Annotated in this window: 22 protein-coding genes and 7 tRNA genes; 17 read left to right on the top strand and 12 right to left on the bottom strand. The window is 47.6% G+C overall.

Features of this window, described 5'->3' with window-relative positions:
* The first annotated feature begins 8 nt into the window (after window positions 1-8).
* Window positions 9-998, top strand: a complete 990-nt coding sequence (locus ACNI23_RS08625) for a VgrG-related protein (RefSeq protein WP_420247956.1) — start codon at window positions 9-11, stop codon at window positions 996-998.
* A 213-nt stretch (window positions 999-1211) separates the two neighbouring features.
* Here the strand turns inward: ACNI23_RS08625 and ACNI23_RS08620 are convergent, their stop codons facing one another.
* On the bottom strand, window positions 1212-2723 hold the full coding sequence (locus tag ACNI23_RS08620; RefSeq protein ID WP_420247954.1) for an NFACT RNA binding domain-containing protein: 1512 nt from the start codon (window positions 2721-2723) through the stop codon (window positions 1212-1214).
* 16 nt (window positions 2724-2739) lie between these two features.
* Window positions 2740-3102 carry an RNA polymerase-binding protein DksA gene (gene dksA / locus ACNI23_RS08615; RefSeq protein ID WP_015852483.1) on the bottom strand — a complete coding sequence of 121 codons (363 nt, stop codon included), beginning with the start codon at window positions 3100-3102 and terminating at the stop codon, window positions 2740-2742.
* Between the two features lie 368 nt (window positions 3103-3470).
* On the opposite strand from dksA, the gene ACNI23_RS08610 reads away from it, so the two are divergent.
* The 16 genes from ACNI23_RS08610 (at window position 3471) to ACNI23_RS08535 (ending at window position 14405) form a co-directional block, all read left to right on the top strand.
* Window positions 3471-3545: transfer RNA gene (locus tag ACNI23_RS08610), tRNA-Gly, on the top strand.
* A gap of 9 nt (window positions 3546-3554) precedes the next feature.
* A tRNA-Cys gene (locus tag ACNI23_RS08605) sits at window positions 3555-3629 on the top strand.
* Window positions 3630-3632: 3 nt separating this feature from the next.
* Window positions 3633-3707, top strand: a tRNA-Gly gene (locus ACNI23_RS08600).
* Window positions 3708-3770: 63 nt separating this feature from the next.
* Window positions 3771-3845: transfer RNA gene (locus ACNI23_RS08595), tRNA-Gly, on the top strand.
* An 8-nt stretch (window positions 3846-3853) separates the two neighbouring features.
* A tRNA-Cys gene (locus ACNI23_RS08590) sits at window positions 3854-3928 on the top strand.
* 3 nt (window positions 3929-3931) lie between these two features.
* Window positions 3932-4006, top strand: a tRNA-Gly gene (locus ACNI23_RS08585).
* Window positions 4007-4063: 57 nt separating this feature from the next.
* A tRNA-Gly gene (locus tag ACNI23_RS08580) sits at window positions 4064-4138 on the top strand.
* Between the two features lie 177 nt (window positions 4139-4315).
* Window positions 4316-5035 (top strand): class I SAM-dependent methyltransferase, encoded by a 720-nt coding sequence (locus ACNI23_RS08575; protein ID WP_420247952.1) that lies wholly within the window; start codon window positions 4316-4318, stop codon window positions 5033-5035.
* On the top strand, window positions 5035-6762 hold the full coding sequence (locus ACNI23_RS08570; protein WP_420247950.1) for a YcaO-like family protein: 1728 nt from the start codon (window positions 5035-5037) through the stop codon (window positions 6760-6762). Before ACNI23_RS08575 ends, ACNI23_RS08570 begins: the two co-directional genes overlap by 1 nt.
* A 180-nt stretch (window positions 6763-6942) precedes the next feature.
* Window positions 6943-7260: a TusE/DsrC/DsvC family sulfur relay protein gene (locus ACNI23_RS08565; protein ID WP_420247948.1), complete on the top strand. Its 318-nt coding sequence runs from the start codon at window positions 6943-6945 to the stop codon at window positions 7258-7260.
* 309 nt (window positions 7261-7569) lie between these two features.
* Window positions 7570-7800 (top strand): 50S ribosomal protein L31, encoded by a 231-nt coding sequence (gene rpmE / locus ACNI23_RS08560; RefSeq protein ID WP_163350946.1) that lies wholly within the window; start codon window positions 7570-7572, stop codon window positions 7798-7800.
* Between the two features lie 265 nt (window positions 7801-8065).
* On the top strand, window positions 8066-8995 hold the full coding sequence (locus tag ACNI23_RS08555; RefSeq protein ID WP_041722259.1) for a DUF1385 domain-containing protein: 930 nt from the start codon (window positions 8066-8068) through the stop codon (window positions 8993-8995).
* Complete coding sequence (prfA, locus tag ACNI23_RS08550; protein WP_420247946.1) at window positions 8995-10068, top strand: peptide chain release factor 1; 1074 nt, start codon at window positions 8995-8997, stop codon at window positions 10066-10068. Before ACNI23_RS08555 ends, prfA begins: the two co-directional genes overlap by 1 nt.
* Before the next feature lie 73 nt (window positions 10069-10141).
* Window positions 10142-11005 carry a peptide chain release factor N(5)-glutamine methyltransferase gene (prmC, locus tag ACNI23_RS08545; protein WP_420247945.1) on the top strand — a complete coding sequence of 288 codons (864 nt, stop codon included), beginning with the start codon at window positions 10142-10144 and terminating at the stop codon, window positions 11003-11005.
* Between the two features lie 175 nt (window positions 11006-11180).
* A complete protein-coding gene (lpxC, locus tag ACNI23_RS08540) occupies window positions 11181-12107 on the top strand; it encodes a UDP-3-O-acyl-N-acetylglucosamine deacetylase (protein WP_015852475.1) in 927 nt (308 codons plus the stop codon).
* Window positions 12108-12272: 165 nt separating this feature from the next.
* Entirely contained in the window at window positions 12273-14405 is a 2133-nt protein-coding gene (locus ACNI23_RS08535) for a methyl-accepting chemotaxis protein (protein ID WP_420247943.1), read from the top strand.
* On the opposite strand, the gene ACNI23_RS08530 is transcribed toward ACNI23_RS08535, so the two are convergent.
* From ACNI23_RS08530 to flhB, 10 genes are all read right to left on the bottom strand, one after another.
* Window positions 14402-15235 (bottom strand): hypothetical protein, encoded by an 834-nt coding sequence (locus tag ACNI23_RS08530; protein WP_420247941.1) that lies wholly within the window; start codon window positions 15233-15235, stop codon window positions 14402-14404. The two genes, ACNI23_RS08535 and ACNI23_RS08530, sit on opposite strands and share 4 nt — an antisense overlap.
* Window positions 15236-15241: 6 nt before the next feature.
* Complete coding sequence (locus ACNI23_RS08525; RefSeq protein WP_420247939.1) at window positions 15242-15652, bottom strand: hypothetical protein; 411 nt, start codon at window positions 15650-15652, stop codon at window positions 15242-15244.
* 77 nt (window positions 15653-15729) lie between these two features.
* Window positions 15730-16050 carry a hypothetical protein gene (locus tag ACNI23_RS08520; RefSeq protein WP_420247938.1) on the bottom strand — a complete coding sequence of 107 codons (321 nt, stop codon included), beginning with the start codon at window positions 16048-16050 and terminating at the stop codon, window positions 15730-15732.
* 5 nt (window positions 16051-16055) lie between these two features.
* Window positions 16056-16760, bottom strand: a complete 705-nt coding sequence (locus ACNI23_RS08515; protein WP_420247937.1) for a flagellar basal body-associated FliL family protein — start codon at window positions 16758-16760, stop codon at window positions 16056-16058.
* A 103-nt stretch (window positions 16761-16863) separates the two neighbouring features.
* Window positions 16864-17247: a chemotaxis response regulator CheY gene (locus tag ACNI23_RS08510; protein WP_163350979.1), complete on the bottom strand. Its 384-nt coding sequence runs from the start codon at window positions 17245-17247 to the stop codon at window positions 16864-16866.
* 10 nt (window positions 17248-17257) lie between these two features.
* Window positions 17258-18049: a FliA/WhiG family RNA polymerase sigma factor gene (locus ACNI23_RS08505; protein ID WP_420247935.1), complete on the bottom strand. Its 792-nt coding sequence runs from the start codon at window positions 18047-18049 to the stop codon at window positions 17258-17260.
* Entirely contained in the window at window positions 17991-18818 is an 828-nt protein-coding gene (locus tag ACNI23_RS08500; RefSeq protein ID WP_420247933.1) for a MinD/ParA family protein, read from the bottom strand. Before ACNI23_RS08500 ends, ACNI23_RS08505 begins: the two co-directional genes overlap by 59 nt.
* 103 nt (window positions 18819-18921) lie before the next feature.
* The gene (locus ACNI23_RS08495) at window positions 18922-20010 is read right to left on the bottom strand and encodes a flagellar biosynthesis protein FlhF (protein ID WP_420247932.1); all 1089 of its coding nucleotides are present in this window, start codon (window positions 20008-20010) and stop codon (window positions 18922-18924) included.
* A 13-nt stretch (window positions 20011-20023) separates the two neighbouring features.
* Complete coding sequence (gene flhA, locus ACNI23_RS08490; protein ID WP_420247930.1) at window positions 20024-22111, bottom strand: flagellar biosynthesis protein FlhA; 2088 nt, start codon at window positions 22109-22111, stop codon at window positions 20024-20026.
* 68 nt (window positions 22112-22179) lie between these two features.
* Window positions 22180-23241, bottom strand: coding sequence for a flagellar biosynthesis protein FlhB (gene flhB, locus ACNI23_RS08485; protein WP_420247928.1), 1062 nt, complete (start codon window positions 23239-23241; stop codon window positions 22180-22182).
* Window positions 23242-23251 lie beyond the last annotated feature (10 nt).

Raw genomic sequence — 23251 nt, 5'->3', positions numbered from 1 at the left:
GGTAAGCCATGACTAACGTGACCAATGATATTGCAGCGATGATGAAAATGCTGGGTAATGTTTCCGGGAAAGATGGAAGCAGTACTCCTAATCTTGCCGCCATGAAAGGTAAGGCAGGAGCCTTTGATATGGAACTGATGATGGCAAACAAAATGTTTTCAGGCGGTTCCAATGATGGCTTCTCTGCCGGTGGCATGGACATGGGTGTAATGAATGATGTGCTTATGCTGGAAGCCCTTACTGCGCTCAATTCCATTAAGGGATTGCAGGGCGGGGCTGGTATGCAAAATGCCCAAGCTATGAATTCCTATCGTGCTAAAGCTGCAGCTGTGGACAATATCTCTGTCAAAAAAATGGACACCTCGCTTGTGTCCGGTGATCTTTCCGCAAAATTTGAATCCGGTTCAAAGGGAGTTTCCGCTATCGGCTATGACCGTGTTGGTGGCACTTCATACGGAAAGTATCAGATAGCTTCCAAAACCGGGACTATGGATAAATTTATCCAGTTTTTGAAGGATAAGGCCCCGGAAATTGCCAATAAATTGCTTGGGGCCGGACCTGCGGACACAGGTTCAAAGAAAGGTGAAATGCCAGATATCTGGAAGCAGATAGCTGATGCTGATCCCACTGGTTTTGAAAAATTACAGCACGATTTTATTCAGGGCAGCCACTACGATCCCGCTGCTAAAATGATTCTTGAGAAAACCGGCATCGACATGAATTCCCTGCCCGCGCCTGTACGTGAAGTGCTTTGGTCCACCTCGGTACAGCACGGTCCTACCGGAGCGTCCCGTTTGATCGCCAAAGCTATAGATAAGCTGGCAGCCAACGCAGAAAGCAAAGGATTCCCTGCCGATCTGGTTAAGGAAATCTATGGTGAACGCAAGGGGCAGTTCGGCTCTTCCACTGAAAGAGTACAGAAGAGCGTAGCCAGCCGCTTCAATCAGGAGCAGAACATGGTTCTGTCCATGCTAAAGGGAATTTCCAAGACGGCGTAGGTGTATACCTTTCCAGACTCTGTCTTTTCAAAAATTATAAATTAGCTTTGCATAATATTTGTCGGCCTACCTTCATAAAAATAACCGCAATATCTCGAAAGATATTACGGTTATTTTTGTTTGTACGATTCAGCTCGCGAGGCGGCGAAGCCTACTAAAAAGTTTTGGGATTCTTAAACCCTTTTTCCAAAAGGGTTTAAGTCGCCGGAGGCATTATTTCTTAGCCAGTTTTTTTTCTAAACTTTGATCAATATCAACGTGCAGGTTCTGGAGCACACTGTCTACTGCTACTTGCCCGTGCGCCCAGCCTTTGACTTTACGCACATCTTTTACCAGCGCGCACATAACGTCTGCTTTGGAGTCATTTGTACGGTAGCTTTTCAGGGCTGCCAGTACGGCGGCTTCACGCAGGGTTTGCTCAGGTACTTCCTGACCGGGATGGTCTCGTTTAAGGATCACATGTGATCCCGGACCGCCCTGTACGTGGAACCAGTAATCGAAAACTGACGATACCTTGCTCAGAATTTCGTGGTTAGCCTTGCTGTTCTTGCCGCGAATCATGAGAAATCCGTCGGATGATATGAATAGTGAGGCCGCAATATTCTTGTATTTCTTAGGTATCTCAATGTTTTTTTGCTTACGCCCTTTTTCCGCTGAGGGCATGAGGTTGGCTTTGAGGAACTGCTCGTGTTCAGCTTCAACTTCCTGTTTGCGCCGTTCCATGTGCTTGAAGCCTCGCTGGGCCTTGGCTGCGAACTTGAATATTTTTTCCATGTTCTCAGCAGGAGTCAGCAGCGGATCAAGCTTTACCTCAATCTCTCCGTGCTCAGGATGGGTCACTGTTACTTTGTCCAGCTCGCGAAGGTCTTTTAGGCGGTACATCTCCGCTTGCAGGGCTTCAGCCTCGATCTTGCGGGCTTGCAGGGCGCGTAAACGTTCCTCTTCCTGCTCAATGCGCGTGAAAATCTTTTTGAATTTCTTTTTGCCGGTTTTGAGAGTGTTGCGTTGCTCGGCATTCTCCATGCGTTCCATGACCGGAAAGAGAATCTTTTCGCCATAGACGGAAGTTGCTTCGATTGCCGAATCGTATACCTGTTCATCTGTTTTTGGATTTGACCATACGCGTGGCGGAGTGAGCTCGCCTTTCTTTTCTGCAATATAGAAATGGTCAGCAGTTCCGATCTCAAGACGGTGCAGCAGGGCACGGCCTTCGTTCTCCTCCAGTGCATTTAGAGTTTTGCGCAGGGGAGGGGATATCTGCGGGAATTCTCGCCAGATTTCTTCGTTGGAACGGGCTTCCTCGTAAGAAGGCCAGCTGACAGGCGCAGGGAATCCTTCCGGAAGATCATGGATCAGGGATACTCCCTTTTTCATGTCCAACAGCAGGTAGCGATATTTATCGCGTTGTTTCCATGGTGAAAGGGTGAAGGCAACCCGCAGGTTGATCCAGTCATGGTGGGCTTCGAAAAGCCTGCGTCCTGCCAGTCTCTTGCGCAGCCACATCACCTGTGACGGGGGACTGGAAGGATTGACCGGTTTCACCCTTGAAAGAAAGAGCAGGCCCACCGATTTGGCGGGCCTGAAAAGAAGATATTCCTTACCTCCCTTTGATTGGAGCGCGAAAGTCCACACTCCCTCAGCGGGGGCAAATATTTTTTCCACCCTGCGTCCCTTGAGGTTTTCCTCAAGTTCTCCGGTCAGGGCACGAAAGAAGTGTGCATCCATTTAGATTCGTCCGGGATTAATCTCCACGGTTCTGTTCTTCTTCCTCCTGCTTGCTCTTGCACGCAATACAGAGGGTGGTTACTGGGCGGGCTTTAAGCCTTGGTACAGAGATGTCGTCTCCACAGGCGTGGCAGACACCAAAGTCACCGTCATCAATACGCTGAATGGCCTTCTGGATTTTCTTGATCAGTTTGCGTTCCCTGTCCCTGAGTCTGAGAGTGAAGGCACGATCGGACTCAGCGGTTGCTCGGTCTGCGGGGTCTGCATAGGTTTCCCCGGATTCTGTCATGTCTTCAATGGTTTCCTGTCCCTTTTGGAGGATGTCGTCGAGCATCTTGTTAAGGGTCTCACGGAAGTATTCAATATCTTTCTGTTCCATATTGATAACCTCTCTTTAAAAGATAGGAGGTGGGGTTACAATTTGCCAAAACAACTCAAACTATTTTTAAGATGCATGGTATTATCCTAAAGTGGGCATGGAAGTAAAGTGCATGATAAAAAAAAATAAAAAAATAAAAAAATAAAACGGTTGACAAAAAAAAACAGCTGCCCTAAACACTCTTTCACGACATTCGCGTCGGTTCTTTGAAAATATTTTGTTTGACTTTCAGGACTTAAAGCTGTCAGGATAATTGATAAATTTATCTGCGTCTTGCCAATTTAAGGAAAGCAAAAAAAAGCAAAAATAAATAAAAAAGTGTTGACAGTTTAAACTCATAAAGTTAAAAACTGCTTCGCTTTTCGTGAGCGGGAATAACTCAGTGGTAGAGTACAACCTTGCCAAGGTTGGAGTCGCGAGTTCAAATCTCGTTTCCCGCTCCAAAAAATTTCGGCGACATAGCCAAGTGGTAAGGCAGAGGTCTGCAAAACCTCCATTCTCCGGTTCAAATCCGGATGTCGCCTCCACGAGCGGGAATAACTCAGTGGTAGAGTACAACCTTGCCAAGGTTGGAGTCGCGAGTTCAAATCTCGTTTCCCGCTCCACTAAATTTCTTGGGCGATATTGCATCGTCCCTTCTTCAGGCCACTTGAAGAAAAACTTGCTGAGCGGGAATAACTCAGTGGTAGAGTACAACCTTGCCAAGGTTGGAGTCGCGAGTTCAAATCTCGTTTCCCGCTCCAAATATTTCGGCGGCATAGCCAAGTGGTAAGGCAGAGGTCTGCAAAACCTCCATTCTCCAGTTCAAATCTGGATGCCGCCTCCATCAGCGGGAATAACTCAGTGGTAGAGTACAACCTTGCCAAGGTTGGAGTCGCGAGTTCAAATCTCGTTTCCCGCTCCAGAATTTCAGGGTCGATCAATAAGGTCGACCCTTTTTCTTTTTTACAATTAAATTTCAGCGGGAATAACTCAGCGGTAGAGTGCAACCTTCCCAAGGTTGAGGTCGCGAGTTCAAATCTCGTTTCCCGCTCCAGAATTTCAGGGTCGATCAATATGGTCGACCCTTTTTTGTGCATTTTGTGACGAATGTTGACCGTCTTCAGGTTAATGATTATTCATCTTCCTCTGTGGCTGACATTTTCAGAAAGATAAGGAAAAATTTCCTACCACGCTAGGATGAAATAAATAGAATTCCCTTCAGGAGGTCTCCTTGAAAAATATAGCGTTAAAGCCGGATGCAACATTTGATGAGCTGCTTGCAGCGGCCCGGAATAAATTCGGTGCGATCAAGTTTGAAGAAGTTAAAGTTGGTGATCAGATTTTTGAACTGGCCCAGATTGCAGATATGCCTGCGTACCTTGATAAGCTTGTGAATAAAGCCCGTGGCGGCAAGAAGATTGATTTGCCTCTTTGGGCGAAAATCTGGCCTTCTTCTCTCGTGCTCGGTTTTTATGCGCTCAAATTTAAGGCTGCCGAAGGTGCAAGGTTTCTTGAAGTGGGCACTGATGGCGGCCTCTGCGGTATGATTGCTGCCAGCCGTGGTTATGAAGTTGTTCTGGCCGATACTGATGACGATGCTTTGCTTTTTGCGCGCTTGAATGTTTCCCGCAACAAGCTTGAAGAGAAAGTCAGCATGCGCAAGGTTGATTTCGCTGAGACCGATTTGGAAGAAAAGTTTAATTATATTATCGGATGCGAAATCCTGCACCGTGACGATGTTGCTGAAGCTCTGCCCGGATTCATTGCCAAGCATCTGGAAGAGTCCAAGGACTCCGAAGTGCTGCTGGCTATGGATAAAAAACGCGGCGGAAAGAAATTTTTTGAACAGACCAAGGATAGTTATCGTCTGATGAAGCAGGAAGTGCCTTTTGCCGGAAATGCCGGTGAAGGAAAATCAATTGTTTCCTTGGTCAGGATGGGAGTTAAATAATGCTGGAACTCAAATCATGCCCTAAAATTTACTCCAAGGATCAGGATAAGGCGGTCAGCCCCGAAGAGACTGTTTCACGGGTTAAAGCTCTGCTGGGCGAGAAGTGTAATGGAGTCCTTAAATGTACCCGCAAAGTCGATACCGGACGTCTTGGGATTCCAGTATTTATCAGTGAATGCGGTGATACTGCCCGTGAAGTTATGCCTACCCGTAAACAGATGGGTAAGGGGGCTTCTGTTATTCAGGCTGAAGCTTCCGCACTTATGGAGCTTGTAGAGCGGTTCAGTTTTTTTAGTTTCTGGTCCAAGTCTGATAATTTTACTCTTGCTACTTACAGTGAGGCTGAAGAGCTTTGGCCCGGTAAGGTTATTTCCATTGAGAAGATTTTGCAGTCTGTAGGCGAAGAAATGGACCCCGGTAAAGCGCGGGTGATCCTTGATCTGGTGCGTTGGCATTTTTACCCCGCGCTGAACGTGCACACCGGAGAAGAGGAGTATGTACCTCTGGACTGGTTTAAGATTCTTAATGAATTCAATGGTTCTTCTGCTGGTAATACTCCCGAGGAGTCTGTTCTGCAGGGCGGCAGTGAGTTGGTTGAAAGGCATGTATGCGCTGTTATTGACCGAGAGCGCCCTCAAGTTCCGGTTATTGACCCGGCTTCCTGCGAAGATGAAGTGCTGTCCAATCTTTGCAAATGCTTCGATGACAACGGTATCAAGTATATTATCAATGATTTTTCATTTGGCATGCCTCTGCCCACGGTTGCGGTCACTGCATGGGACCCCTCCACCTTTCCGGGTATGAGTGAGATCGTCTTCACCGCAGGAACATCCGCTTCGCCTTGTAAAGCTGCAATTCGCGCCTTTACCGAAGTTGCGCAGCTTGCCGGGGACTTTGAGACCGGCAGGGTGTATGAAGCTTCCGGATTGCCTAAGTTTACCGAGATTGAGCAGACCGGCTGGCTTGGTGCAGGAGAATGCGTGAAGATGAAATCCCTGCCTTCTGTAGAAAGTGACGACATCTACGATGAACTGAAACTGTTTGCAGCTCAGCTGGAAGAGAAAGGCTACACCTTGTACACAGTGGACACCACCCATCCTGAACTGGGTGTGCCCGCAAACTACAACTTTGTGCCCGGATTCCAGTTTCGCGAGCGTACCCCTCATGCCAGCCTCGGACTTTTTGTCGGCCGCATCCTTTCCGAGAAAGTTGCCCTTGATATTGCAGGTGACGGTTTGGACGTAATTTCTGACATTTACGGTGATCCGTATTTTGTTCCTTTTTTTGAAGGAATGCTGGCACTGCGTGGCGGTGATACTTCCAGAGCGGTGGACATGTTCAGCATTGCGGTTGATATGCAGCCTGCAGATGAAGAAAAGGCTCTTTCCGCATTCTATACCGCTTACGCACTTTCCCTTGAGGAGCGTTGGCCGGAAACAATTCCTTATCTCGACAGAGCTATCGGGCTTGATGATGAAGCCAAAGAGTACTTCAACCTGCGCGGTGTAGCAAAATTCAAGGCTAAAGATTATGCGTTGGCTGCTGTTGATTTTAAAGCAGCGCTTGCTTTGGACAGCGGGTCTGCTTCAGACCTTGCCAATCTGGGGTTATGTCATAAGTTTATGGGTGAAGATGATGAGGCGATTGAGTACCTGAGTACCGCGCTTGAACTCGACCCTTCCCTTGAGTATGCTTTGCCGCATCTTCAGGAATTACTCGACAAATAAATTCCGTACTTGATTGACAAGAACCGGATTTAAAGCTTATTTCAGTCTGAGCAAAAACACATTATGATTTTGCGAATTAAAAAATAGTCGTGAAACAGCGGATCGCTGTTTTTGGATATGGCGGGTTCAACTCAGTTAGAACCTACAGTAATAAATGTAAATATTCCTAGGAGTATTGTTATGGCTATCGTAGAATTCGAAGGCAAAAGCTTTGACGTTGATGAAGATGGTTTCCTCCTGAAGTTTGAAGACTGGTGCCCTGAGTGGGTTGATTTCTGCAAAGACGCAGAAGGCATCAAAGAACTCAACGAAGAACACCAGAAAGTTATCGACTTCCTGCAGGACTACTACAAGAAGAACGGTATCGCTCCCATGGTGCGTATCCTTTCTAAAGTAACTGGTTTCAAACTGAAGCACATCTACGAACTGTTCCCCTCCGGTCCCGGTAAGGGAGCTTGTAAGATGGCTGGTCTGCCTAAGCCTACTGGCTGCGTTTAGTTCCAGACAGCTTTCAGAATATTCAGGCGGGATCCTCGCGGTCCCGCCTTTTTTGTTCGATAACGGCAAGTAGGTGAATGGTGACATTCCGGTTATTTATGTGGAAGAGATTTAGATGTATCCCGCTAAATAGCTGAAGTGTCAGTAGGCATCTGGTTGCCTGCTCAACCCGGTCGCTTGACGTATGTCCGGCGAGCCTGTTAACTTATTGCACCAAAAATTGCGGAACTGGGCAAATAATGCTTGCATATTATTATATGCAGGTGTATTCGGCCTTGTTTTCACGGTTAACAAAGACAGGAGAAAGTCATGAAAAAAGATATCCATCCTAAACTTCATAAGGCAACTGTACGCTGCCACTGCGGTTACGAGTCCGAACTCTACTCCACCATCGGTGAAGAGGTGAGCACTGAAATTTGTTCCAACTGCCACCCTTTCTACACTGGTAAGCAGCGTTTTGTTGATACCGCTGGTCGTATTGACCGCTTCAAGAAGAAGTTTGGTAACTTCGACGCAGCAAGCAAAGTTAAGGGCAACTAGCTCATATTTCTGCGGTTTTGCCGCGTGAACATGCCTCTGCCGTATTTTACGGTAGAGGCATGTCCTTTTTTTAAACATTTTAGAGTCCTGCATCGTAGCCGGGTGGGACATTTCAAATCCCTCCCCGCTGTGTTCTTTTGTAATGATATTCAATTTCAGTCTTGCTTGACGGCTGTTAATGATTATTTTACCTGAGAACATTACTATTTTTACGGGCCGTGAGGTCTTTATCAGTGAGGAAACGGATTTGAAATTACCTCTTCTTATGTCCGCAGCCAAAACCGTTGGCGGACAGGCTGTTATCGAAGGCGTTATGATGCGCGCAAAGGACAACCTCGCCATCGCTGTCCGTCGTCCTGACGGCGAAATTACTGTTGAACTTCGTCCCTGGTTCTCAATGACACCCGCGTTCATGAAAAAACCTTTTCTGCGCGGTTTTCCTATTTTTATGGAGACCATGGTTAACGGGGTTAAAGCTTTGAACTATTCCGCAACTCAGGCTCTTGATGAAGAGGAAGATGGCGAATTGACCACCTTTCATCTCGTGCTGACCATGGTCATCGCTCTTGGAGCTGCACTGGGCCTTTTCGTGGTATTGCCGCACTTTTTTTCCGTAGCCATGAAATGGTGGGGCGTTTCCGGCGATGTGGATTCCCTGAGTTTTCATATCTGGGACGGTTTTTTCAAGATGCTCATGTTCATCGGCTACATTGTTTCCATTTCATTCGTCCCGGATATTAAGCGCGTGTTCGAATATCACGGCGCAGAGCACAAGGCTATCTGGGCTTATGAAGCTGGCGGCAATCTTGAGGTTTGCGATATTAAGAAATTCAGCAGGCTCCATCCCCGTTGCGGTACAGCATTTCTGCTTTTCGTACTGGTGGTGAGTATTCTGCTTTTTACCGTGCTGGTTCCCCTGATCGTAGCTATCTGGGCACCGCAAGGGTTTGTGCTTAAACATTTATATATAGTCGGTATCAAGCTGCTGCTGATGGCTCCTGTTAGTGCGGTCGCCTATGAGATGATCAAGGTGTCTTCCAAGCATGAGGACAAAGCCCTGTGCAAGGCTGCCTGCCTGCCGGGGATGGGAATGCAGCTGCTGACTACCCGTGAGCCGGACGAAGAGCAGATCGAAGTTGCTCTTGCGGCGCTCAATACGGCGGTTGCTGCCGATGCTGATGGAGGAAACAGCTGATGTTTGCCAAATTGGAAGATATTGAACGTTCTTTCATGGATCTGGAGCAGGAGCTTGCAGACCCGGAAGTTTACAATAATCAGGAGCGCTACCGCAAAGTAACCATGGCTCATGCTGAGCTTGGTGATGTTGTGGCAGCATTCCGCGAGTACAAGCAGCTTTCTGCCGACCTTGAAGACAACAAGGAAATGGCCAAGGATTCCGATCCCGAAATTCGTGAAATGGCCGAGATGGAAATTGCTGAGATCAAAGCCCGTCTGCCCAAGCTGGAAGAAGAACTCAAGCTCCTCCTGCTGCCTAAAGATCCCATGGATGGCAAGAACATCATTCTTGAAATTCGTGCAGGTACCGGTGGCGAAGAAGCTGCTCTCTTCGCGGCTGATCTTTTCCGTATGTACTCCCGATTTGCTGAATCCAACGGCTGGAAGGTTGAAGTCATGAACTCCAACCCCACCGGAACAGGCGGTTTCAAAGAAATCATCGCAGCAATCAGCGGCAGCCGTATTTACTCCATGATGAAGTACGAGTCCGGCACTCATCGTGTTCAGCGTGTGCCTGCAACCGAAACTCAGGGACGTATTCACACTTCTGCAGCTACTGTGGCGATTATGCCTGAAGCTGAGGAAGTTGACGTTCAGGTGCGTAACGAAGATCTGCGTATCGACGTTTTCCGTGCTTCCGGTCCCGGCGGTCAGTCCGTTAACACCACTGACTCCGCTATCCGCATTACCCACCTTCCCACCGGGCTGGTTGTTATCTGTCAGGACGAAAAGTCCCAGCATAAGAACAAGGCCAAGGCAATGAAGGTTCTCTGTTCCCGCCTTCTGCAGGCGGAGCAGGATAAGCAGCATGCGGAAATGGCTGAGCAGCGTCGCGCTCAGGTTGGTTCCGGAGACCGTTCCGAACGTATCCGTACTTACAACTTTCCGCAGGGCAGGGTGACCGATCACCGTATCAACCTGACCCTTTACAAACTGGATGCTGTAATCGAAGGGGATATGAAAGAACTCGTAGAATCCCTTATCAGTCACTACCAGTCCGAAGCCCTGAAGCAGCAGGCTCAGGACGGTTAGTTCTTTTAGTTTAGAATATTCGAGCGGGATATTTTCGAAATATCCCGCTCTTTTTATTTTCTGGAGAAAAGATTTGGCTGATCAAAAATTAAAAGAAGTTCTTTCTAGAGCCACTGCGCAGCTTAATAATGCTGGCGTTGATTCTCCTGCCTTATCTGCTCAGTTGTTTGCGGAAAAGGTTTTTGATCTGAATCGTGTGCAACTGATCATGGAGCTGGAAAGTTCCGTGGATCCAGAAAAAGCCGCTGAGTTTGATGCTCTTGTAAAGCGCAGGGCTTCCGGTGAACCAGCTGCATATATCCTTGGCGTAAAAGAGTTTTTCGGCTTTGATTTCAAGGTCGGTCCCGGCGTACTTATTCCGCGTCCTGAGACTGAAGAAATTGTCGAGAAGGTTCAGCAGCTTTTCAGTGCGGACGATGAATTCCTGTTTGCTGATTTCGGTACCGGATCGGGAATACTGGCCGTAACCGTAGCTAAGCTGTTTCCGAAGGCGCGTGGGATCGCAATTGATCTCAGTCCTGCGGCTTTGGTGATTGCGCAGGATAATGCCCATCTGCACGGTGTGGCAGATCGCGTACTTTTTGTCAGGGCTGATTTTAATGCACCTCTTCTAGCAGATACTAAGTTTGATCTGATCTTAGCCAATCCACCGTATCTTTGTGAAGCAGAGCTGGATGAGATCAGTTATGAAGTAGCCGAGTTTGAACCTGTGTCTGCTCTGGTCAGCGGTCCTGACGGTGATGAAGATATCAAGGGTAGCGCTCCACGTATTGCTAGTGCTCTTAAGCAGGGTGGCACGGTGTTTATGGAGATTGGATATCTTCAGGGCAAGGTTGCTCACAGTATTTTTGACTCCTGTTCGGAGTTTTCCGGTTGTGTGGAGGTTCAAAAAGACCTTTCTGAGCATGACCGGATCGTTGTGGCAAAAAAGAGATAGCTTTGCTGCATGTTTGCAAAAAAACCACAATGTATGTTTTGTGTTGTTGTAAAAATACAACTAGTTAGAGGTCGTGATGTTTTTCACGACCTAAAAGATTATTAAAAATAGCTACTTATGATGTTTTCTAGAAATGGCATATTATTTGCTGTAAGAAGGGGCAACAGGAGATAATATGCTACAAACAACGATTCAGAATACAGTAAGATGCAAGGGTATCGGCCTTCACAGCGGTAAGCAGGTGGAAATCGTACTCAGGCCCGCTGTAGCCGATACCGGTATCCTTTTTTCAGTTCACACCGGTTCCGGAAGCTCTTTTATAACTCCCAATCCTAATCTGGTTGTAGCCACCGGACTTGCCACTACTATCGGCAACGGGCAGGATTCTGTTTCCACTGTTGAGCATCTTTTCGCCGCTGTGCGCGGGATGGGTGTCGACAACATTCATGTTGAAGTAAGAGGTAACGAGCTGCCCATTATGGATGGCAGTGCCGGTCCTTTTGTATATCTTCTCCGTCAGGCCGGAGTGCGTGAACTTTCTAAGCCCCGCAAGGTTCTGGCCGTGACCAAATCCATTAATTTCGAGCAGGACGGCAAGTATGTCAGGGCTTTTCCCCATGACGGATTTGCTGTTGATTACACTATTGATTTTGAACATCCCCAGATCGGTAAACAGACTCTCTCTCTTGAAATTACTCCTGATGTTTTTATGGACGAGCTGGCAAAAGCCAGAACTTTCGGTTTCCTGAAAGAAGTTGAATATCTGCATGCCAACGGTCTTGCTCTTGGCGGTTCTCTTGATAACGCAGTTGTTCTTGATGACTACGGCATCCTGAATGACGGCGGCCTCCGCTTTGCTGATGAGTTTGTAAGACATAAAATGCTGGATTTTATCGGCGATATGGCTGTTCTTGAAGCTCCCCTGCAGGGCCGTTTTGAAGTGTATGCTTCAGGTCATGCTCTTAACAATGCTTTCCTGCGTTATGTACATGAAAATGCAGTTGATTATCTGGAAGAGCGTGTCCTTGAACCTGCTGCCGGAAAAGTTGAAGAAAAAGTTTTTACTCCTGTTACTCCCGAAGCTGTCCCTGCACCGGCATAGCAAGGACTTTGCAGTGTAAATTTTAAGACCCGTCATTTTGGCGGGTCTTTTTTTTGCTGTTATGCAGATATTTCAGGGACAGGCTTGACTACAATGTATGCAGCGGTAAAAATGGCTGTATTGATTTCAATAGCCTGTAGGTAGTTTCATTTTGAAGGAGAATTCATGTTCCGGTCAATCAGCACTAGAATTTCATATATAGTTGCAGCCGTTGTCATTGCTTCATCTCTTGTTACGCTTGTGTTTACGAGTTCGACTCTGGAAGAAGACATGGCGCATTTTCAAGGTCGGACAGCCCGGAACACTATCAGGGTCGGGATGCTTTATCTGCAGGAAGGCCATCAGGCTCTTGACCGCTATCGCCAACATGCAGTTCAAGACCGCAAGCAGGCAGTCAAAGATGCGATGACTCTTTTTCTCGCTCAGGTCGGCAGTTTTTACGAATTGTACAAGGCCGGAGAGCTAAGCGAAAAGCAAGCCAAGGAAGCAGCATACAAACTTGCCCGCAATACAAGATATTTCAATAATGATTATTTTTTCATTTATACTGATAAGTTAAAAGCTCTTGCTCACCCGGACCGTTCTCTTGAAGGTCGTGATCTATCAAAGGGTGTTGATAAGAATGGGTATGCCTTTGGTCCAGACATGATTCGTAAGGCCACACGCGAGGGTGGAGGGTTTGTAAATCTGCTGTGGACCAGACTGGGTGAGAGAGAACCTATTTCAAAGCTTTTATATGTTAAAGGTTTTCCGAAATGGGGATGGATTATTGGTACCGGAGCCTATGTGGATGATATTGAAGGCGCGGTTGAAAACCAGAAACAGGACCTAATTCGTGATATGCGCAAGGGCTTTTCACAAATCAGGCTGGCAGAAACAGGACGTCTTTTTATTTTTGATAACAATAAGAAAGTTCTTGTTCCGCCTTTGGGTGCGGGACCTGATTTCGCAAAAACTTTGAATTTGAATACCGGCAATTCCCTGATGCATGACCTTAAGGAAGTTGGCAAACTCGGGGATTGGCGTCTTGATTATCGGGTGCGTCGGCAGGACGGTGAAATTGTCGAGCGTCAATCATACGTGCGCTATTTTGCCCCCTTGGGCTGGTACGTGGCTTCAACTGTACCCAAGCAGGAGATATTTGCACCTGTGGAGGAGCTGATCGTAAAGCAGGGCGCAATCAGCTTTATCATTCTGTTGCTGACCATCGGTGTGATTTATTATGTGATTCGCAGAATTTGCCTGCCTATCCGCAGTGTTTCAAAGGTCGCCCATCATGTTTCCAAAGGGGATCTGCGTGAGGCCAAGAAAGTTTTTGCTATGGCCACTGATAAGGGGCATCTGAAAAAAGTCGTGGATTCTTTTGAGACTGGAAAAGAAAAGCGGTTTGATGAGGTGGACCACCTTGTTAAGTCTATCCATACCATGCTGCTCACCTTGAATTCACTGGTCAGTCAGGTCCAGAGGTCTGGGGATCAGGTTACCGGGTCGGCCTTAAAGCTTGGCACTGCCATCAATCAGCTTGAAGCTGCTGTTGAGAATCAGGCTGCCGCAACTCAGGAATTGGGCAGCTCGTCCCGTGAAATTTCTGCTACATCGCAGGAACTGGCCCGGACGATGAACGAATCTACGACTGTTGCTGTTTCAACCGGTGAGTTGGCGGCTCAGGGAGTTCGTGACCTTGGTGAGATGGGTGTAACCATGGATGCCATGAGAGATGCTTCCGGCGGAATTTTTTCCAAGCTTTCGGTAATCAACTCTAAAGCTGCCAACATCAGTTCAGTGGTGACTTCCATTTCCAAGATTTCTGAACAGATCAACCTGCTGTCCTTGAATGCTGCAATTGAAGCAGAAAAAGCAGGGGAATTCGGGCAGGGCTTTTCTGTTGTAGCGCGTGAAATCCGTAAGCTTGCTGACCAGACAGCCATGTCCACCCTTGATATCGAAAAAATCGTAGCGGAGATGCTTTCCGCTGTTTCTGCCGGGGTTATGGAAATGGATAAGTTCCGCAAGCAGGTTGAGAACGGAGTCAGCAATGTGGCGGTGCTTGGAGATGGAATTACCGGGGTAGTAAATCAGGTTCAGACCCTGACACCGCGTTTCGAATCTGTAAACGAAGGTATGCAGAATCAAAGCGAAGGGGCCGAGCAGATCAGCAAAGCCATGATTCAGCTTAGCGAAACATCCATTCAGACCAAAGACGCTCTGACTGAGTTCGTATCAATTACCGAGCAGCTTTCAAATTCTGTTGCCAGCCTTGAGGAAGAAGTTGCTGCATTCAAGGTAGAGAAGGATTAACTGGAGAACAGTTCAGATAGGACCCCGCCAGCGTTATGCGGCGGGATGCGTTCCATGGCGAGAAATTCGCTGAAATCATCTTTGAATTTTGGCCCGAGCAAAGCTTTTATGCGCGGGGCATCAGCAAGCAGCTTGAATCCGCATTGCGGCTTCTTATACATGACTTTAAATCGAGCAGGTACGGACGGGGGAAGGTCCAGCGAAAATAGCAATTCATAGAATGAATTGTCGGTATTTTCGCTATCTATCCTGGTTTTGAGCACTATTTCTTGATTGAATCCGCAGGGAACCAGCCATGGCATGTAGTAGAGCTTTGTCGATTTTAAAACAGAATTAAGTTTCGCGGCACACCCGAGAGTCTTAAAAAATATAACTGCTGTTTTTACATCATCTTCCAGCAGCTCAAGAAATCGTTCTTTTCGGTCATTGGCGCTGGGAATTCTCTCTTCATTGAGTTTTTTGAAAATAGCGCTGGCTTGTGATTGGAATGTTGCCCGGTTACTGACGAATTCGCGGGTAACCTCTGTCGGGTTAATGTAAGCGCCTTGCCCGTTCAGATGATTCGGGTTGATTTCTTTGAGAATTATGTCCGGGTAAAGTTGCTCGACATGGAAAGTGAGAATGTCTCCCGGGGTTGCATTCGTTTGGATGCTGGCAAGCAGTTCCAAATCTTCAATAACTACCCAGCCCAGCTTGGGTTGATACCATTTTATCAGTTTTCCTTGCAGGATATCGCCAACGGAAAATCTCTTGCGAAACATGGTAGAGCGTGCCGATGATTTGCTGCCGCCTCCACCAAAGCCGCGGCTACCATATCTTGAAATTTTCATGATAGTTTAACTATGCTGATCAATAATAAGCTCTACTTCTTCAATAGACAGCCCAGTGGCTTTAGCGAGCCTGCTGACTGGCTTTCCTTCTTTGTGACCTGTAAGTATGATCTGGCGCAGGAACTGCGGTGAGCGCGAAAATTCTTCAGCCTGAGACAGTATCTTTTTGAGCTTTTTGGATTTGCGGTCCAGCATCATATCCAATTGAGCCAACTCTTCTTGCCGTTCGGCAAAAGTATTCATCATCTCGTTTTCAAGCTGGGTGTTAAACTGGAGTTTCTTGACAAATTCCTCCTGCTTAACCTGCAACCGAGTCACAAGTTCTTCGGACTTGCGCAGCCTGAGGAAAAAAAAGATTACGGCGATAAGCAGGGCTATCTCAGTTATGGAAAAGAAAATGAGCAGGAATACAGTCATAATTAGCTAAGGTAGAGGTTCATAGAATCTGTGACAGTTTGCCCTGTTTGCTGAAGAAGGGCAATAGGTGCGCTAACTCAAATCTTTACATTGATTATGTTTCCAGACCACGGAGATTTCTTGGTCGGGGCTTCTTCTTCAGGCTCTTCGTCCTTTTTCTGTTTTTTGCGCTTGAACTGCTGCCCACCCTTGCTTCCGCTATCGTCGCGCACAGAAATAGCGGCTTCATCTTTTTCGGTCTTCTGGATTTGTTTCTGCGCTTCCTTGTTCTTTTCCTGCTCTTCCGGATTGATCATAAGGGTTTGCTGAAGTCCGGACTTGGTAACTTCAGAGTTGGAAATCTTCTGGACATTCGCAAGCTGCGAAATGATCAGGGGCATATCCACTGGACCGGGCATGATTGTTACCTCACGAGATACTCCTCAAACAGGATTTTCTCAAATTCGCCTGCAACAATGTACTGGTTGATCACCATAAGCAGGTCTTTTTTCAGTTTCTCTACATTCTTCTCATCGGCTAAAAACTGTAAATCTTTATTTTTGAGGTAAAAGTAGACCGCATCACGCAAGATGAGAGTTTTGCGTCCGTATTCAGCAACAACACGTTCATCAGTTGTTGTCATGGCGAAGCGGGCTATGAGGAATCTTGTTCGCTGGTCTTTATCTTTCTGTTCGATCCAGAAAGGGTCCATGCGCAGCAGGGTTACACCGGGTTCTTCCGGTGGAGGCGGAGGAGTGTCTTTGGGGACTTCCAAAGGAATTTCTTCCACTGTTTCTTCAACAGCAGTTTCTTCCTTGGGCGGCGGTGGTGGAGAGTCAAAAAAGAAAAGTTTTACCAGAATCGCAACAAGCAGGAGTATGATTACTCCGATTCCGATAAAAATGAAAAGTTTAGTCTTCGGTTTTTTTTCAGCCGGCTCTTCCTCAAGAGCCTCAAGTTCTTCCGGTTCTTCTTCCGGAATATCGTCTTCATCGTCCTCGTCTTCAAGAAAAGGCGCATCATCAAGGTCCAGCTCTACCTTTTGAGCTGCCTTGCTGGCAGGGGCTGAAGATTGAGTATCTTCCCCGGATTCAGAATCATCAATATCATCAACAGCGAGGAAGAGCATGTACGTATCCTGATAGACAAGGTTCCGGGCGGAATTGCCTTAGCTGCCGCCTGAAATATGGTTCAACGGACATGCCGGGACATGTCCGCTGAACAGGAATTTTTTATTCAAAAATCTTATTAATTTTCTGGCCGAGGGTATCAGGGGTGAAAGGCTTAACAATGTAGTTGGAAACCTTGGCCTGAACAGCCTCAATGATGTTCTCCTGCTGAGCTTCTGCAGTAACCATCAGGAAAGGAATATCGGCGAACTCTTCACTGGCTCTTACCTTACGCAGCAGTTCAATGCCGGTCATCTGGGGCATGTTCCAGTCGGAAACGATGAACTCGATGCTGTCATCTTTGTTCAGTGTTTCCCAGGCAGTTGTTCCGTCATCAGCTTCCACGATGTTGGTGAAGCCGATCTGGCGGAGGATGTTTTTAATAATACGACGCATAGTTGCGAAGTCATCCACAACAAGAACTTTCATAGAGTAATCAATCGCCATTTATTTCTCCTTAAGGTTCCGTAGAATATTTATCGTGGAACATTTTTCTCAATTTTTTCAAGGCCTGAGAGTGTAATTGGGATACCCTGCCTTCTGTAATTTCCATTACTTCGGAGGTCTCTTTCATATTGAGTTCCTCCCCGTAGTACAGTGATAATACCAGTTTTTCCCTCGGCGTCAAATTATCAATCAGATCAGCTACCTTGTCTACTGTTTCTTGAAAAACAGCAGACTGGAACGGCTCATCATCAAGCTGGGAATCTTTGTTGCTTGGAATATTGTCGTTAAATGCGTCGAGATTGACGCAAAGCTGATTCTGGAGGGCTTCGAGTCCCTGCTGGACTTCCTTGGCGGAGAATCCGGTCGCTTCTTCAATCTGAGCACTGGTAGGTTTTTCACCTGTCTCGTGCTCAATCTCGCGAATGCTGTTCTCGATTGTCTTAACTTTTTGGCGCAGTCCGCGTGAAAACCAGTCCATGCGTCGCAATTCATCGAGCATGGCACCTTTGATGCGGTTTTCAGCATATGTTTCGAACTTGATTTTCAGTTCAGGGCGAAATTTTCCAAGTGATTCAACAAGACCCAAACTTCCGGCACTGATCAACTCTCCCAGCTCCACATTCTGCGGGAGCTTGGCTTTCATGCGGAGCGCGATGATACGGATTTTCGGTGAGTAATGCCGTACTATCGCCTCTTGATCTGAGGGCGAAAAATCTTCCCAACCAGTAGATCCGGACTCTAAATTAAGCCACGGACTGTTCTTGGAAGAGGAGTTTTTTCCAGAAGAACTTGATATTACCATCTAGCTCGGATGTTGCTTTCCATTTGGTTATTCTTTTAGCGGTTTCAGCAATCTGGGTACAAGCCGGGCTTGAAGGTGCAATCTTACACAAAGGAGTCTGCTTGATGACAGCCTGCCTCATGTTGGGATCGCGGGGGATAACTCCCACCAGATCCAAAGAAACTCCGCTAAGGAAATGATCACAGGCCATATAGAGTTTCTTGAAAACTTCCTTGGCTTCTTTCATATCCGGTGCCATGTTTACCAGAACCTTGAATTTGTCAACCCCGTGATGCAGTTTCATGACTTTAATAAGTGCATATGCGTCAGTAAGGGAGGTCGGTTCCGGGGTCAGTACGAGAAGGCGTTCCTGAACCGCAAGGTTGAAGTAGAGAACGTTGTCGTTGATTCCTGCACCGGTATCAACGATCAGGTAGTCGATCTCTTCTTCAAGGTGGTCCATTGCTTCCAGCAGATCCAGTTTCTGGCCGGTAGAAAGAGATACCATGTCACTTACGCCGGAAGAAGCAGGGAGTATGTCGAATCCGTAATCGGTCTTGTGAAGAACTTCCCTGATACCAGTTCCCTCGTGAAAGAGATGGAAAAGGTTGTACTTGGGAGCTATTCCCAGCAGGACGTCGACGTTGGCGAGGCCGAGGTCGGCATCCAGCAGCAAGACTTTCTTGCCCATGCGGCTTAAGTTGTAGGCCAGGTTTACGGAAATATTCGTTTTGCCTACGCCCCCCTTGCCGGAGGTTACTGAAAATACCATGGGAAGATTGGAATTCATTTGTATCACCCTGTTCTTATTTATCTATACTGTTTACGTTGCCAGCGATTTTTATGCAACGAATATTGTACCTGATTTATCTTATTTTTTTGGCAAAAGGCGGTTAGACCGCTTTAGCGAATTTCATTTTTTCCTGTACGGGGAGCTGGTGTTTGAAGACCAGTCTCCAGAAATCTTTTTCACAGGCCGGCTTCATGCTGTTTCTTAGTCCTGAGCCGTAAGAGAGCAGGGAAACCGGTAGGCCACTTTCATAAGAAGTATTAACCAGTGCTCCGTAGTTGCATGCTTCATCAAGTTTGGTCCAGATGAGGCTTTTTACTTTGGAAGATTGGAATTTTTTAAGGAAAGCGGTGTATTGCGCCGGGGCGTAGTATGGGTTCAGTACAAGATGTACTGCCAGATCGCAGGGGCCGTGCATGCCGCATGCTGCCAGCCAGCCTTCCAGCTCTGCATTTCCGGCCAGGCCGGGCAGGTCGATGAATACTCTGTCAAATCTCTGGCTTTCACCTATAAGTTTGGCAAAATCTTCGCGGCTGGCCAGTTCCCTGAATTCGAGTCCGGAGAGGTCAGCATAGTGGCGCAGTACAAGACGTCCCTTGCCTTGTCCCTGATCAGCAGAGGCAAGACAGATGCGTGCTGCGGGATTTTCTTTCTTTTCCTTAAGTGCGAGGCGGATAATAGTGGAGGTTTTACCTGCGCCGTGCGGTCCGGCGAGGGCTTGAAATTTCTGGGGCCAATTCTTTGAGTCCAGTGCGCGGACAGGAGCAATCTTTTCCAGTTCGGGCAGGATGGCTTTGGACTTGTCGCCGCGAAGCTGTTGAAAGAGATCAAGGATGACATTGTTTTCAACGCCTTCCCTCTCAAGGTATTCCAGCGCGAGGCGCTGGCGGGGGGCAAGCAGGTTCAGGTTCATCTGCGGCTTCAGCAGGGCCATCATGTGTCCCTTGATCTGGTTCCATTCCTGATTCCAGTCCGGGATGTTGTTCATTGCGGCATCAATGACTTCGTCCCGTGTTTCCTGCGCCTGAACAGCTTCTTCCTGACCGTCAACGCCGACCATGATCTCATGGATCTTGCGGCCATCCTCTTCAACTGATTTGTTGCTGAGGATAATAGCGTTGTCGCCGAATTCCGCTTTGATGTCGGCGAAGACCGCTGCTGTGCTGCTTCCTCTGAATGTTTTTACCCGCATATTACCAACCTTTTTAGAACTCTACGGTACCCGCAGACATGATTCTTACGCTCGCAGGAATCTCGGCCTGCGATATTACAGGGATTGTAGGCAAGAAGCGTACCATCAGTTGTGCCAAGTGGCTTCTCAGCTGAGGAGCACACAAGAGGACCGGTTGACCGTCAGTTTCCAGTACACCTTCAGCGGTTGCATTAACGCTTTGGATGAGCTGCTGGGCACTGCCGGGATCAAGGGCCAGAAAACCACCGTTTTCAGATGAACGAACCGCATCATTGAGCTTGGCATCCACATTGGGGCCGAAGGTCATGATGGGCAGGCTGCCGTCACTGGCAAGGTAAGGCTTGATAATGGTCCTGCTCATGTGGGAGCGGACGTATTCAGTCAGCTGGTTCGGGTCCTGAATGGAAGGACCGTAGTCAGCCATAGCTTCAACAATAGTCAGCAGGTCACGAATGGATACGTTTTCGCGAACAAGATTCTGGAGCACCTTCTGAACCACGCCGAGGGAAAGGATGTTGGGGACGAGGTCTTCAACAGCCTTGGGAGCGCGTTTGGAAAGGTTGTCCAGCAGATCCTGTGTTTCCTGTCTGCCGAGGAATTCACCGAGGTTGCGGCGGAATACTTCGGTAAGATGGGTTGCTATAACAGTTGAGGGATCGACAACTGTGTATCCGGCGAGCATAGCTTCTTCTTTCTGGGTATCGGGAATCCAGATAGCAGGAAGGTTGAATGCAGGCTCGACAGTTTCAATACCTTTAATTCTGTGTTTTGCGTCACCCGGGTCCATAGCCAACTGGTGGTCGATGAGGATCTCAGCAGAGGCCACAGCGTTGCCTTTGATGAGCACACGGTATTCACCGGGCTTGAGCTGCAGGTTGTCGCGCAGGTGCAGTGACGGGATAATGACACCCATATCCAGAGCGTACTGTCGGCGGATGGAGCGGATGCGTGAAAGCAGGTTGCCGCTCTGTTCTTCGTCAACCAGCGGGATAAGGCCGTAGCCGACTTCCAGTTCGAGGGAATCGAGCGGCAGCAGTGCCTGAACTTCTTCCGGGCTGTCCAGTGAAGGCTGTTCGGCCTTTGCCTTCTGTGCTTTTGCTTCTTCCTTCTGCTCTTCGGCTTCAGTGTCGCGGCCGAGGAGAGATACACCGTAAATAATCGCTGAAAGGCAGAGGAAAGGAATGGTGGGCATGCCGGGAACAATTCCGAATATTACAAGAATGATGGATACCAGCTTGAGTGCACGGGAGTGAAAAGTAAGCTGTCCGATGAATTCTTCACCCATCTTGGCTTCTGCTGCTGCACGGGAAACAATGATACCTGCGGAAGTGGAGATGATCAGTGAAGGGATAGTCGATACGAGACCGTCACCGATAGTCAGCAGGGTATAGGTCTGGGCTGCATCGGTCCAGTGCATTCCTTTCTGCAGTACACCGATAAGAATTCCGCCGATGATGTTGATGGCGGTGATGAGCATACCAGCGTTAACGTCCCCCTGTACGAACTTACCGGCACCGTCCATGGCGCCGTAAAAGTCTGATTCGCGGCGCAGGTTTAGACGCTGGGATCTTGCTTCTTCTTCATCGATTAGACCGGAGTTGAGGTCAGCTTCAATAGCCATCTGTTTACCGGGCATTGCGTCAAGAGTGAATCGTGCAGCAACTTCAGCAATACGGGTGGTACCCTGTACGATAACGGTTTTGTTCAGGATGAACAGAATCATAAAGATGACGATACCGATGACATAGTTACCGCCGACAACAAATTCACCGAAACTCTGAATAACACTACCCGCAGCCGACGTACCCTCATCCCCGTGAAGAAGGATGGCACGTGTGGTGGCTACGTTTAGAGCCAGTCTGAGCAGGGTGGTTACCAGCAGAAGTGAAGGGAAAATGGAAAATTCAAGGGGTGACTGCAGGAACATGGAGGTAATCAGGATTACCAGTCCCAGTGAAATACTTACACTGAGCATGAAGTCGATAAACATTGTCGGCAGGGGAATGAGCATGACGAAGAGAATGACTACAACGCCGCCCGCGAGGAGAATATCACCCTGCTTGGCAAATTTCTGGTAATTTATCGATTTTGATTCGGCCATGATTTTGACACCCCTTTCAGGTTGTTTTCTGGTGATCTTTATGGTCACCGGAAGAGGTGCTCAGGCCTTTATTTGCGGGTAAATTTGTTTAACTTGGCAAGTATAGCCGCAACTGCCTTATAGAGTTCTTCCGGAATGATGTCACCGATCTCAACCTGTTTATACAAGGCCTGTGCCAAAGGCTTGTTTTCACGGATCGGTACTTTATTTTCGCGGGCAACTTCCTTGATTCGCTCCGCAACTTTATTCATCCCTTTGGCAAGGACCAGTGGTGCTGGGGCTACCATAGGATCGTACTTCAAGGCAATGGCGTAGTGGGTAGGGTTGGTGATGACCACGTCCGCATTAGGAACTTCCGCCATCATGCGTTGCTGAAGGATTGCCATCATCTTTTGCTTCTGCTGTTGTTTGATCTTCGGGTCACCCTCAGCTTGTTTTCGCTCGTCCTTTACTTCATCTTTGCTCATCTTCATCTCTTCCTGATAATTGTGGCGCTGATACCAGAGGTCGGCTAAAGCAAGAACAAGCATAGGCAGCATGGTGTAAGTGACCATTTTGTAACCGATCTGAAGTATATAGACGGCCAGTTCATGGGCACTGGAATAAAAGAGCGGCAGGAAATTTCCTACTTCATTCTTAATGATTATGTAGGGTGCGATTCCTACTATGATGGCAAAAAGCAGACTTTTAACGAGTCTGATTATTGTTTTTAGGTCAAATAGTAATCTTTTAAACCCTTGCACAAGATTGAACATCTTTGAGAATTTGGGCTTGAAGACCTTCGTAGTCCATAATTTACCGACCTGAAGGCGCAGGACAAGAAAGGCTATGAAGGCGATAAACAGAAATAGTGGCAGAAGTATGACAGCCAGCTTTTGCGAGCACCATTGAAAAAGCTGGTAAACAGATTGTTTATCCAAATCAATGAATATACCTTTAGTAAAAAACCACTGGAATATTTCATAAAATTGCTCGTAGTACATGTCGATAATGGCCCGCAGGCAGATTACACCTGCAATAAGGGTCATTATTTTGCCCATTTCTTCCCCTTTGGCGACACTTCCGTCCTTTCGGGCTTTATTTATTCGTTTGGGTGTCGCCTTCTCAGTTTTACTAGGATCTTTAGCCATACAGCATCCT

The organism is Maridesulfovibrio pacificus (SeqCode), from assembly GCF_048612815.1.
Taxonomy (GTDB): Bacteria; Desulfobacterota; Desulfovibrionia; order Desulfovibrionales; family Desulfovibrionaceae; genus Maridesulfovibrio; species Maridesulfovibrio pacificus.
The sequence above is the reverse complement of the archived record's forward strand: the minus strand, read 5'-3'. Positions and strand labels throughout refer to the sequence as shown.

Bases quoted from the DNA above. Each gene is read 5' to 3' on its own strand.
- ACNI23_RS08625 (WP_420247956.1), top strand. From the start codon at position 9: ATGACTAACGTGACCAATGATATTGCAGCGATGATGAAAATGCTGGGT.
- ACNI23_RS08620 (WP_420247954.1), bottom strand. From the start codon at position 2,723: ATGGATGCACACTTCTTTCGTGCCCTGACCGGAGAACTTGAGGAAAAC.
- dksA (WP_015852483.1), bottom strand. From the start codon at position 3,102: ATGGAACAGAAAGATATTGAATACTTCCGTGAGACCCTTAACAAGATG.
- ACNI23_RS08570 (WP_420247950.1), top strand. From the start codon at position 5,035: ATGCTGGAACTCAAATCATGCCCTAAAATTTACTCCAAGGATCAGGAT.
- ACNI23_RS08565 (WP_420247948.1), top strand. From the start codon at position 6,943: ATGGCTATCGTAGAATTCGAAGGCAAAAGCTTTGACGTTGATGAAGAT.
- rpmE (WP_163350946.1), top strand. From the start codon at position 7,570: ATGAAAAAAGATATCCATCCTAAACTTCATAAGGCAACTGTACGCTGC.
- ACNI23_RS08555 (WP_041722259.1), top strand. From the start codon at position 8,066: ATGTCCGCAGCCAAAACCGTTGGCGGACAGGCTGTTATCGAAGGCGTT.
- prfA (WP_420247946.1), top strand. From the start codon at position 8,995: ATGTTTGCCAAATTGGAAGATATTGAACGTTCTTTCATGGATCTGGAG.
- lpxC (WP_015852475.1), top strand. From the start codon at position 11,181: ATGCTACAAACAACGATTCAGAATACAGTAAGATGCAAGGGTATCGGC.
- ACNI23_RS08535 (WP_420247943.1), top strand. From the start codon at position 12,273: ATGTTCCGGTCAATCAGCACTAGAATTTCATATATAGTTGCAGCCGTT.
- ACNI23_RS08530 (WP_420247941.1), bottom strand. From the start codon at position 15,235: ATGAAAATTTCAAGATATGGTAGCCGCGGCTTTGGTGGAGGCGGCAGC.
- ACNI23_RS08525 (WP_420247939.1), bottom strand. From the start codon at position 15,652: ATGACTGTATTCCTGCTCATTTTCTTTTCCATAACTGAGATAGCCCTG.
- ACNI23_RS08520 (WP_420247938.1), bottom strand. From the start codon at position 16,050: ATGCCCGGTCCAGTGGATATGCCCCTGATCATTTCGCAGCTTGCGAAT.
- ACNI23_RS08515 (WP_420247937.1), bottom strand. From the start codon at position 16,760: ATGCTCTTCCTCGCTGTTGATGATATTGATGATTCTGAATCCGGGGAA.
- ACNI23_RS08510 (WP_163350979.1), bottom strand. From the start codon at position 17,247: ATGGCGATTGATTACTCTATGAAAGTTCTTGTTGTGGATGACTTCGCA.
- ACNI23_RS08505 (WP_420247935.1), bottom strand. From the start codon at position 18,049: ATGGTAATATCAAGTTCTTCTGGAAAAAACTCCTCTTCCAAGAACAGT.
- ACNI23_RS08500 (WP_420247933.1), bottom strand. From the start codon at position 18,818: ATGAATTCCAATCTTCCCATGGTATTTTCAGTAACCTCCGGCAAGGGG.
- ACNI23_RS08495 (WP_420247932.1), bottom strand. From the start codon at position 20,010: ATGCGGGTAAAAACATTCAGAGGAAGCAGCACAGCAGCGGTCTTCGCC.
- flhA (WP_420247930.1), bottom strand. From the start codon at position 22,111: ATGGCCGAATCAAAATCGATAAATTACCAGAAATTTGCCAAGCAGGGT.
- flhB (WP_420247928.1), bottom strand. From the start codon at position 23,241: ATGGCTAAAGATCCTAGTAAAACTGAGAAGGCGACACCCAAACGAATA.